Source organism: Amycolatopsis sp. NPDC104863, assembly GCF_055582965.1.
Genome location: NZ_JBVJOW010000004.1, coordinates 449,395 through 458,864, shown reverse-complemented (window position 1 = coordinate 458,864; position 9,470 = coordinate 449,395). Strand labels below are relative to the sequence as shown.

Below are 9,470 nucleotides of genomic sequence, written 5' to 3'. Positions count from 1 at the left end.
GGCGGCACCCCACTGGGAGGTTCCTCGAGGTGGGTGGGGCGCCCTTTTTTTTGGCTGCGACCCCACCACCGGCAAACCCATACCGGAGCACTCTCTCCCCCCCCCCGGCCCGAGAAGGATCAGCGGTCTTCGTCGTCCCCGGACCACGCGCCGATGACCGGCGGCGGGGTCGCCTGGTTCGCGCCGAAGGCCTCGTCCGGGTCCGCCTCGATGAGGAACGACGCGTGCGTGTGCTCCTCGTCCTGCTCGCCCTGGGCGCCGTGCGGCGCCATGCCGCCGCCCATCCCGCCCGGGTTCATCGGCGGCGGCGTCTGCCCGCCGATGGTGCCCGCGGACGAGACGAGACCCTGCTGCGGCGCCTGCGCCGAAGCCGCGCTCTGGCCCTGGCCGTCGGCCGACGCCAGGGACGTCTCGTTCTCGGACTTCGAGCCGGACCGGTTGCCCTTGCCGAGCGCACGGGAAGCCAGCGCGCCGAGACCGCCGGCCGCACCGCCGATGCCGAGCCCCATGCCGATCTTGCTGAGCGGGTTGCCGGACTGCGCGCCGCCGCCACCCGGGGCGACGTGGCCCGTGCCGGTGGTGGTGCCCGCACCCGTGCCGGAGCCCGGGCCGCCGGGCGCGTCACTGCCGAGCAGGGCCGCGTCCTGGCCGAAGCCGGGCGCGCCGCCGCCGTGGGTCGCGTTCGGCGTGAGGCCCGCGTGCTGCGCGTCGAACGCGCCGCCGTGGCCGCCGAAACCCGTGCCGCCGGAGGCGAAGACCGCGCCGCCCGCGCCGGGCAGGCCCTGCACCGAGCCCATGCTGCCGACGGAGCCGACCGAGTTGAACGAGATGGAGTTGTGCGAGCCCGTCGGCTTCATGCCGAGCGACTCCGGGCCGAAGCTCGGGGTCGAGCCGTCGACCTCGCTCATCGACTTGGTGTAGGCGTTGAAGAACGCGACCTGCTGCGCCTTGACGTCGTTGGCCGCGTCCGCCTGGGCCTTCTGGTCGGCGATCAGCGCCGCCGGGCCGCCCGCCAGCGCGGCCGCCATCGACTGCTTGGGGTCGTACTCCTTCGGCGCCGGCATCTTCTTGACCTCGGCGGCCGCCGCGGCCTGCCGGGCGAGCCGGTCGGACATCGTGTGCGCGGCGTCGGAGGCCTGCGAGCCCGAGTTGGCGATGGCCACCAGCGCGCCCTGCGCACCCGCGGCGCCGCGGCCGACCCAGGCGTTGCCCAGCTCGGAGATCGCGTTGTACAGGTGGTCGGAGGCCGCCTTCAGCTCGCTGCCGTGGTGCGACCAGGCCTGCCCGGTCGCCTCGGCCGTGCCGGGGTCGTTGTTGTTGACCGCGCCGTTGTACAGCTGCTGGCTCGCCTGCGCGTTCCAGTTCGGCGGGTTCGCGATCGCGCGGTCGCTGCCCATGTCGAAGCCGCCGGCGCTGCCGCGGGCGTTGTCGACGATGTTCTGCGACGCCGCGTTGTCGCCGAGCGGGACGAGCGAGCCCTGATCAGTAGGGCCCGGAGTGGTGGACGCCGGCTGGTCGCTGTGGTTCGGAGCCATGACTGCGAAATCCCCTCTGGACTCAGGCGTTGCGGAACGGGTCGGCCGCGGCGTTGTCGATCTCGTGGTAGCGCGACATCGCCGTGACGATGCCCTCCTCGGCGGCCGAGTACTGGTCGAGCAGGTTCTGCAACGCCGAGGCGTAGGAGTCGTTGCCCCCGTCGGCGCGCTGGACGAACTTGGCGGCCATCGCGTTGCCGACCGGGTTGTCCCCGAGCTTCGGCGGCTGGGCGAGGGTGCCCGCACCCGCGAGCAGCGCCTCGACCGCGTCCTTGCCGGTGCGGATCTTGTTCAGCACGGTCTGCGCGGCGTCGGGGTCGATTCCGACCTGACCCGCCGCGGCCGCGGCCTTGAAGGCGTTCGCGTCGGCAGCGCTGCTGTTCCCCATCTGAGCTCTCTCCCGTTCCCCCGACCCGGTCACCGCGGGCACGAATGGTCTTCGCATAGGTTAACGCACGTGATCAGAGCCTATGACGCAAACTTCGTCACCGGGGTTCCGCGGATCCGGTAGTTGCGGTGAACGGTCGGTGAACTAGGACGTGTAGACCTTCGGGTCCAGCGTCCCGATGTAAGGAAGATCCCGGTAGCGCTCGGCGTAGTCCAGGCCGTAGCCGACGACGAACTCGTTGGGGATGTCGAAGCCGATGTACTTCACCGGGACGTCCACCTTGACCGCCTCCGGCTTGCGCAGCAGCGAGACGACCTCGAGCGACGCGGGGTTGCGGCTGGCCAGGTTCTTCAGCAGCCACGAGAGCGTCAGGCCCGAGTCGACGATGTCCTCGACGATCAGCACGTCCCGGCCCGCGATGTCGCGGTCGAGGTCCTTCAGGATGCGGACGACACCGGACGACGACGTCGCCGAGCCGTAGGAGGAGACGGCCATGAATTCCAGCTGCGTCGGCAGCGGCAGCGCGCGGGCGAAGTCGGTCATGAACATGACCGCGCCCTTCAGGACACCCACCAGCAGGAGTTCACCCTGCCCGTTGGCCGGATAGTCGGCGGCGATCTGCGCCGACAGCTCCGTGATCTTGTCCTGGATCTGCTGCTCGGTGACGAGCACGGAGGCGATTTCGCCCTCGTACACGGGTCAGTCCCCTCGGGTGGTGGGTTGGGAGATGACGCAGAGCCTGCCATGCGCCCGGCGCGCTTCCAAGTTGCCCGGCAACCAGACACCGCCCTGACCACGCCACCGGGCGACGAGCGCGTCGACCGCGCGCAGGTGCGCGTCGGTGAGCTCGCGCACCCCCGACGCCAGCAGCCACCTGCGGAGAACCCGCCGCCGGAGGGCCGCGGGCTCGGCCGCGAGCACGGCGACGTCCAGACCTTCGACGCCGCCCGCACGGGTGAAGATCAGCTCCGCCGATGTGTCCAGCGCCTCACTGTCCTCACGCAGCTGCGCGGCGGTGCGGGCGAGCGCGGCGGCCACCCCGCCGTTGAGGACGTCTTCCAGCAACGGCAGGACTTCGGTGCGCAACCGGACGCGGGTGAAGCGCGGCTCGGTGTTGTGCGGGTCGTCCCAGGGCTCGACGCCGAGCTCGGCGCACGCGGCCCGGGTGGTCGTGCGCGGCACCGCGAGCAGCGGGCGGCCCCACGGCGGGTCGTGCGGCCGCATCCCGGCGACGCTGCGGGGGCCGGAGCCGCGGCCGAGCCCGAGCAGGACGGTTTCGGCCTGGTCGTCGAGGGTGTGGCCGAGCAGCACGAGGTCGTGCCCGGCCAGCGCGCGGTAGCGGGCCTTGCGGGCGGCGGCTTCCGGGCCGCCGGGACCGTCGACGTCGACGCGGCGCACTTCGGCTTCGTCGGCGCCCAGGGACTTCGCGGCGGCAGCGGCGTCCCGCGCGATCTTCGCCGAGCCGTCCTGCAGGCCGTGGTCGACGACCAGCGCCCGGACCCGGTGACCGCGGTGGCGCCCGACGTACGCCGTCGCTTCGGCCAGCGCGAGGGAATCCGCGCCACCGGACACCGCGACGCACAGCTCGGCCGGCGCTTCGACGCTCTCCAGGAACTCCCGGACGGCCCGGCGGACGGCCGCGACCGCCGGCCCGGTCATCCGTGCAGGCGCCGGACCCACGCCGCCGGATCCGCGATCTCGGCGCGCGACGGCAGGGTGTTCGGCGACCGCCAGACGGCGTTGAAGCCCTCCATGCCGACGGCGTCCACAACGTGCTTCGTGAACTTCGCGCCTTCTTCGTACTGACGGATCTTCGCGTCGACGCCGAGCAACGCGCGCAGCAGCCGGTCGAAGACGCCGCCGCCCTTGCGCCGGGCGGTGAAGCGCGCGCGGATCGTGTCGACGCTCGGCACGACCTGCGGGCCGACGGCGTCCATCACGTAGTCGGCGTGGCCCTCCAGCAACGTCGAGAGCGCCAGCAGCCGGTCGAACACCGCGCGTTCCTTCGGCGACTGGAGCAGCTCGGCGAGGTTCAGCTTCGGGCCCTGCTTGATCGCCTCGGGCAGCCGGCCGACCAGGTCGGCGAGGCTGTCGGAGCCGCCGCCGGCGAGCCCGGAGACGAGCCGCTCGACCTCGTCGGCGAAGTAGTCGCGTAGCCAGGTGACCGCGGTGAACTGCAGCCGGTGGGTGCACTCGTGCAGGCAGACCCAGAGCCGGAAGTCGTGGCCGGGGACGTCCATCGCGCGTTCCGCCGCGACGACGTTCGGCGCGACCAGCAGCAGCTGACCTTGACGCTCGGGGCCACCGAAGGGGTCGTACTGGCCGAGCACGCGGCTGGCGAGGAAGGCGAGCACCAGCCCGGTCTGCACCCCGGCGCCACCGGCCAGGATCGGCCCGAACGGCCCGCCCTGCTGCGGCAGCGCGCGCCCGGTCAGCGCATCCAGCCCGGCCGCGGCCGACCGGACCCAGCCCGGACGGTCGACGACCTCGCCGGGCAGCAGCGGCAGGTCGAGCCCGAGACTCGTCAGCTGCCGGACGTGCCCCTCGGCTTCCATGGTCAGCTCGCGCAGGTCGGTGACGGCCGCTTCGGCCTCTTCGCGGGGGACCTGCGGGCCGCCGCGCACGAGCAGCGCGCCGGTCTGCGCGGCGAGCGACCAGTCGACCATCGGCCGGGTCTCGGTTTCCTGACTCACCCTTCCGACGCTACCTGCCCCGGGCGGGTTTCCGGCCACGACTTCCGCACGCTTCGCACACGGAGAGGTGCCGGATCAGGCGCACCCGCACTTGCGCAGGCTCGTCGCGAGGGCGTCGATGGCGTCCCGCCCGGGTTCGGTGTCCGAGTCGTTCGACATGAACGCGAACACCAGCACCCGGCCGTCCTGGTCGAGGACCAGCCCGGCGAGGGTGTTGACGCCGGTGAGCGTGCCGGTCTTCGCCCGCACCCAGCCGCGGCCGGCCTGCGACGCCGGGGTGTCGAACCGCTTGTCGGCGAGGGTGCCCGAGCCGCCGGCCACCGGGAGACCGGCCAGCACCGCGCGCAGCTTCCCGGTGTTCGGGTCCTTGCCCTCCGGGGCGGCCGCGGACCCGAGCAGCTGGGTGAGCAGCCGCGCCGGGATCCGGTTCAGCGACGAGATGCCGCTGCCGTCGGACAGCTGGACACCCGAGACGTCGAAGCCGTGGTCCTTCAGCACCTTGGCGGTCGCCGCGGCGCCACCGGCGTAGCTGGCTTCCTCGCCGTTCGCGATCGCCACCTGACGGGCGATCGCCTCGGCGAGGACGTCGTCGGACAGCACCATCAGGTCGGAGACCAGCTCGGTCAGCGGGGCCGACTTGACCTCGCCGACCACCTTCGCGCCCTGGGGCGCGGTCGCCTGGCCCCCGGCCGAGGCGCCGAGCTTGGACGCGATCGACGAGGCGAGCGCGCTGCCCGCGTTGGCCACGCGCTGCGAGTTGTTGTCCTTGGGGCCGATCCGGCCGCCGTCGGCCATCACCGGCGACATCTGCGTCGCGTACGTCGACGGCGCGTCCCCGGCTTCCCAGCCCGGCGCGGTCGTCGGGCCCTTGAAGAGGCTGAGGTCGACCTGCACCTTCTTCACCCCCGGCACGGCCTTCTTGACCTGCGCGACGAGGTCGTCGACGTGCGCGGCGCCCGGGTACAGCGGCGACTCGGTGCCCAGGGGCAGGTTGGTGAGGGTCGTGTCGCCCCCGCCGACCAGGATCACCGTGCCCGGGTCGGCGCCCTGCACGATCTTGGTCGACAGCCGCAGGTTGTGGTCGAGCGAGAGCAGCGCGGCGGCCGAGGTGAGCACCTTCGTCGTCGACGCGGGCGTCACCGGCGTCGACGAGCTGCGGTCCCACAGCACCGAGCCGCTCACCGGGTCCATCACGCTGCCGGTGAGCTGGCCGAGCGCGCCGTTGCCGGCCGCGGCGGCCAGCGCGGACTTGACGCCGTTCGCGGTCGGCGCCTTCCCGGCCGTCTCCGGGCCCTGCAGCTGGCGCGTCGCGGCGACCGGCTCCGGGCTGTCCCCCTTCGGCGCGTTCGGCGCCCACGGCAGGCCCAGCCGGTTCGACACCTTCGGCATCGCAGCGGCGATGCCACCGCCGGCCAGGACCAGCAGGACGACCACGACGAGCGCGATGATCTTGCCCTTGCGCCGCTTCTTCGGCGGCTCTTCGGCGGCAGCGGGTTCGGCCGGCGGCTCCGGCCGCGGCGGCTCGGCCGGCGGCTCGCTGCGCGGCTGGGGCTGCTGCTGGAACGCGGCGGGGAACTGGGTGGGCCGTTCGATCCCGACGGTCGCCTCGGCGTCGAACCGCTGCCCGTCCGGCTCGATCCGCTGCGGCCGGGCGAGCGAGCCCACCGACGCCGAGGGCACGACCCCGCGCGGCGGTTCGGGCGGCAGGCCGGGACGGCGGTCGCCGGGCTCGGCCGGGCGGTCGACGGTGCGGTTCTCGCGCAGTTCGATGCGCTGGGCCCAGGGGGCGTCGGCCTGCTGGGGCTGGTGCTGCTGGGCCGCATCCGGGCGGAGCTGCTGAGTCGCGTCGGACCGCTGCTGGGACGCTTCGGGACGCTGCTGCTGCGGCTCCTCGCGACGTTGTCCTTCACCGCGCTTCAGCTGCTCTTCGCGGCGCTGCTGCTCCTCCCGCCAGACCTGCAGCTCCTCCCGCCACTGCTGCGGCTCCTCACGTCGTTCCTGCTGCTCACCGGGCCAGACGTTCCGCTCGACCGGCACCACCGGCGCCGGCTTCTTCTCCACCTCGATGAACTGGGTGCTCTCGCCGACCGGCGCCGCTTCGGCCGGCTTCGGCTTCTCCACCTCGATGAACTGCGTGCCCACCTCGGCCGGGGGCTGCTTCGGCTCGCGGCTGCCGAGGCGGTCGGCGAGGTCCTGCTTCGCCGGGGTCGGCGGCGGCGGGGGCTCCTCGGCCGGCACGTTCAGGCCCGGGATCGGCTCGGGCGGCACGTTCGGCGCGAACCACGAGCCCTTCGGGGCCTCACTGCCTGTGACCTTGGGCACGCCGGCCTGGTCCCCGGTCGCCTCGGGCGGGTCGGGCAGGGACATCGGGGTGGTCTTCCGCGCGCCGGACGACGAGCGGTCTTCGTCCGACGAAGGCCACATCGGCTGGTCGTTTTCCGGCACCCACCACTCCTTCTCACCTGCCCCGGAAGGGGCCAAGCTCACATGCCGCGTGGCCGACATCGATGCGACCCCGCGCCACGGCGTAGTCCACACTAGGAGACGTCAAGACAGTCATTGAGGTTGCCGCCCGCGACGTGCGGTGTGCCCGGATCTACGAAGAAGCAGCGAGGACGCCGTGGAGTTCGACGTCACGATCGAAATCCCCAAAGGGGAGCGCAACAAGTACGAGGTCGACCACAAGACCGGCCGCATCAAGCTGGACCGGACCCTGTTCACGGCCACGCAGTACCCGGCCGACTACGGCTTCATCGACGACACCCTCGGCCAGGACGGCGACCCGCTGGACGTGATGGTGCTCGTCCAGGAGCCCACCTTCCCGGGCTGCCTGATCCGCTGCCGCGCGATCGGCATGTTCCGGATGACCGACGAGAAGGGCCCGGACGACAAGGTCATCGCGGTTCCGTCGAACGACCCGCGCCTGGAGCACCTGCGCGACATCCACCACATGAACGAGTTCCACCGGCTGGAGATCCAGCACTTCTTCGAGGTCTACAAGGACCTCGAGCCGGGGAAGAGCGTCGAAGGCTCCTCCTGGGTCGGCCGCACCGAGGCCGAGGCGGAGATCGCCCGTTCGTACGAGCGCGAGACCGACCGCCTGGCCAAGGAAGCGGCCAACGGCGGCCCCGCCCACTGACGCCACGCGAAAGAGGCCCCTCGGATCCGAGGGGCCTCTTCGTGTTTCAGCGGGTCAGTGCGCCAGGGCCAGCGCGGCCGGGGCCTCCTCGGCCTCCGCGCGCTGCTCCATCGCGGACTTGTCCGAGAGCGGCTTCTCCTTGAGGAACCACACCAGGGCGAACCCGACGGTCAGCACGATCCCGCCGACCAGGAACACCGTGCTCATCGACTCGGCGAAGCCCTGCAGGATCGGCCGGGCCAGCGTCGGGTCGAGCGTGGACAGGAACGACGTGTCGTTGACGTCCAGGCCGTTCTTCATCTGCTGCGCGAACTCCGGGTGCTGGGCCAGCGCCGCGGCGTAGGCCGGGGTCGCGATCGCCGAGCGGACGGCGCCGGCGATCTTGTCACCGACCGTGCCGAACAGGATCGAGAGGAACACCGCGGTGCCCGCCGTGCCGCCGATCTGCCGGAAGAACGTCGCCGCCGAGGTGGCGACGCCGATGTCCTGCGGCCGGACGTCGTTGGTCGCGGCCAGCACCAGCGTCTGCATCGAGGCGCCGAGGCCGAGGCCGATCACGAAGGCGATCACCATGACCAGGCTCAGCGAGGTGTCGACGGTGATCGTCGACAGCGCGAACAGCGCCGCCGCCATCAGGCCGATGCCCGCCACCGCGAACATCTTGTACCGGCCGGTGGCCGAGATGATCCGGCCGCTGGTCAGGCTGGCGATCATGATGCCGAGCGTCAGCGGCAGCATCTGCAGGCCGGCCTGGGTCGGCGTCGCGCCCTTGACGATCTGCAGGTAGAGCGGCAGCGACATCATCGCGCCGAACATCCCGGCGCCCTGCACGACGGTGACCAGCGTGGCCATCCGGAACACGGGCCGCTTGAACAGCCGCAGCGGCAGGAGGGCGGCGTCGCCCATCCGGCGTTCGATCCAGACGAAGGCGGCCACACCCAGCGCGCCGATCACGTACATCGCGACCGAACCGGCCGAGCCCCAGCCCCACTCGCGGCCCTGCTCGGCGACGATCAGCAGCGGCACCAGGCCGGTGGCCAGCGCGACGGCGCCCCAGTAGTCGACCTTCTGGTTCACGCGGGTGTGCGGGAGGTTCAGCACCTTGGAGACGACGACCAGCGCGGCGAGCGCGATCGGGACGTTGACCAGGAAGACCCAGCGCCAGCCGGTGATGCCGGCGAAGGAGTCGATACCGGCGAAGAAGCCGCCGACAACCGGGCCCGCGACGCTCGAGATGCCGAACACCGCCATGAAGTAGCCCTGGTACTTGCTGCGCTCACGCGGCGCGGTGATGTCGGTGATGATCGCGAGAGCCAGCGACATCAGGCCACCGGCGCCGAGGCCCTGGAAGGCGCGGAACGCGGCGAGCTCGTACATCGACGTCGCCATGCCACTGGCGAGCGAACCGACCAGGAACAGCGAGATCGCTGTGAGGTACATGGGTTTGCGGCCGTAGAGGTCGGACAGCTTGCCGTACAGCGGGGTCGAGAGCGTCGCGGTGATCAGGTACGCCGTGGTGGCCCAGGCCTGCAGTGACAGGCCGTGCAGCTCGTCGGCGATGGTGCGCATCGACGACGACACGATCGTCTGGTCGAGCGCCGCGAGGAACATGCCGAGCATCAGCCCGGACAGGATGGTCAGGATCTGGCGGTGGGACAGTCGGCCTTTCGTAGCGGCTGCTCCTTCCGCCGTGGTGGTGTCGCTCATGGTGGTCT

8 protein-coding genes are annotated in these 9,470 nt (G+C 72.0%); 1 reads left to right on the top strand and 7 read right to left on the bottom strand.

Annotated elements, in window-relative coordinates:
• Positions 1-119: 119 nt before the first annotated feature.
• From ACZ63J_RS23730 to dacB, 6 genes are all read right to left on the bottom strand, one after another.
• On the bottom strand, positions 120-1,535 hold the full coding sequence (locus ACZ63J_RS23730; protein WP_465405978.1) for a hypothetical protein: 1,416 nt from the start codon (positions 1,533-1,535) through the stop codon (positions 120-122).
• A gap of 22 nt (positions 1,536-1,557) precedes the next feature.
• Positions 1,558-1,923 carry a hypothetical protein gene (locus tag ACZ63J_RS23725; protein ID WP_465405977.1) on the bottom strand — a complete coding sequence of 122 codons (366 nt, stop codon included), beginning with the start codon at positions 1,921-1,923 and terminating at the stop codon, positions 1,558-1,560.
• A gap of 144 nt (positions 1,924-2,067) precedes the next feature.
• Complete coding sequence (gene hpt, locus ACZ63J_RS23720) at positions 2,068-2,619, bottom strand: hypoxanthine phosphoribosyltransferase (protein WP_257918091.1); 552 nt, start codon at positions 2,617-2,619, stop codon at positions 2,068-2,070.
• Positions 2,620-2,622: 3 nt separating this feature from the next.
• Positions 2,623-3,582 carry a tRNA lysidine(34) synthetase TilS gene (tilS, locus tag ACZ63J_RS23715; RefSeq protein ID WP_465405976.1) on the bottom strand — a complete coding sequence of 320 codons (960 nt, stop codon included), beginning with the start codon at positions 3,580-3,582 and terminating at the stop codon, positions 2,623-2,625.
• Positions 3,579-4,589: a zinc-dependent metalloprotease gene (locus ACZ63J_RS23710; protein WP_465302720.1), complete on the bottom strand. Its 1,011-nt coding sequence runs from the start codon at positions 4,587-4,589 to the stop codon at positions 3,579-3,581. The genes tilS and ACZ63J_RS23710 overlap by 4 nt, the downstream gene beginning before the upstream one ends.
• Before the next feature lie 102 nt (positions 4,590-4,691).
• Complete coding sequence (dacB, locus tag ACZ63J_RS23705; RefSeq protein ID WP_465405975.1) at positions 4,692-7,061, bottom strand: D-alanyl-D-alanine carboxypeptidase/D-alanyl-D-alanine endopeptidase; 2,370 nt, start codon at positions 7,059-7,061, stop codon at positions 4,692-4,694.
• A gap of 175 nt (positions 7,062-7,236) precedes the next feature.
• On the opposite strand from dacB, the gene ACZ63J_RS23700 reads away from it, so the two are divergent.
• Complete coding sequence (locus tag ACZ63J_RS23700; RefSeq protein ID WP_465405973.1) at positions 7,237-7,755, top strand: inorganic diphosphatase; 519 nt, start codon at positions 7,237-7,239, stop codon at positions 7,753-7,755.
• 54 nt (positions 7,756-7,809) lie between these two features.
• On the opposite strand, the gene ACZ63J_RS23695 is transcribed toward ACZ63J_RS23700, so the two are convergent.
• Positions 7,810-9,462 (bottom strand): MDR family MFS transporter, encoded by a 1,653-nt coding sequence (locus ACZ63J_RS23695; RefSeq protein ID WP_465334080.1) that lies wholly within the window; start codon positions 9,460-9,462, stop codon positions 7,810-7,812.
• Between the last annotated feature and the right edge of the window lie 8 nt (positions 9,463-9,470).

Coding starts and splice junctions, on each gene's coding strand:
- tilS (WP_465405976.1), bottom strand. CDS start 3,582: ATGACCGGGCCGGCGGTCGCGGCCGTCCGCCGGGCCGTCCGGGAGTTC.
- ACZ63J_RS23710 (WP_465302720.1), bottom strand. CDS start 4,589: ATGGTCGACTGGTCGCTCGCCGCGCAGACCGGCGCGCTGCTCGTGCGC.
- ACZ63J_RS23695 (WP_465334080.1), bottom strand. CDS start 9,462: ATGAGCGACACCACCACGGCGGAAGGAGCAGCCGCTACGAAAGGCCGA.
- ACZ63J_RS23730 (WP_465405978.1), bottom strand. CDS start 1,535: ATGGCTCCGAACCACAGCGACCAGCCGGCGTCCACCACTCCGGGCCCT.
- ACZ63J_RS23725 (WP_465405977.1), bottom strand. CDS start 1,923: ATGGGGAACAGCAGCGCTGCCGACGCGAACGCCTTCAAGGCCGCGGCC.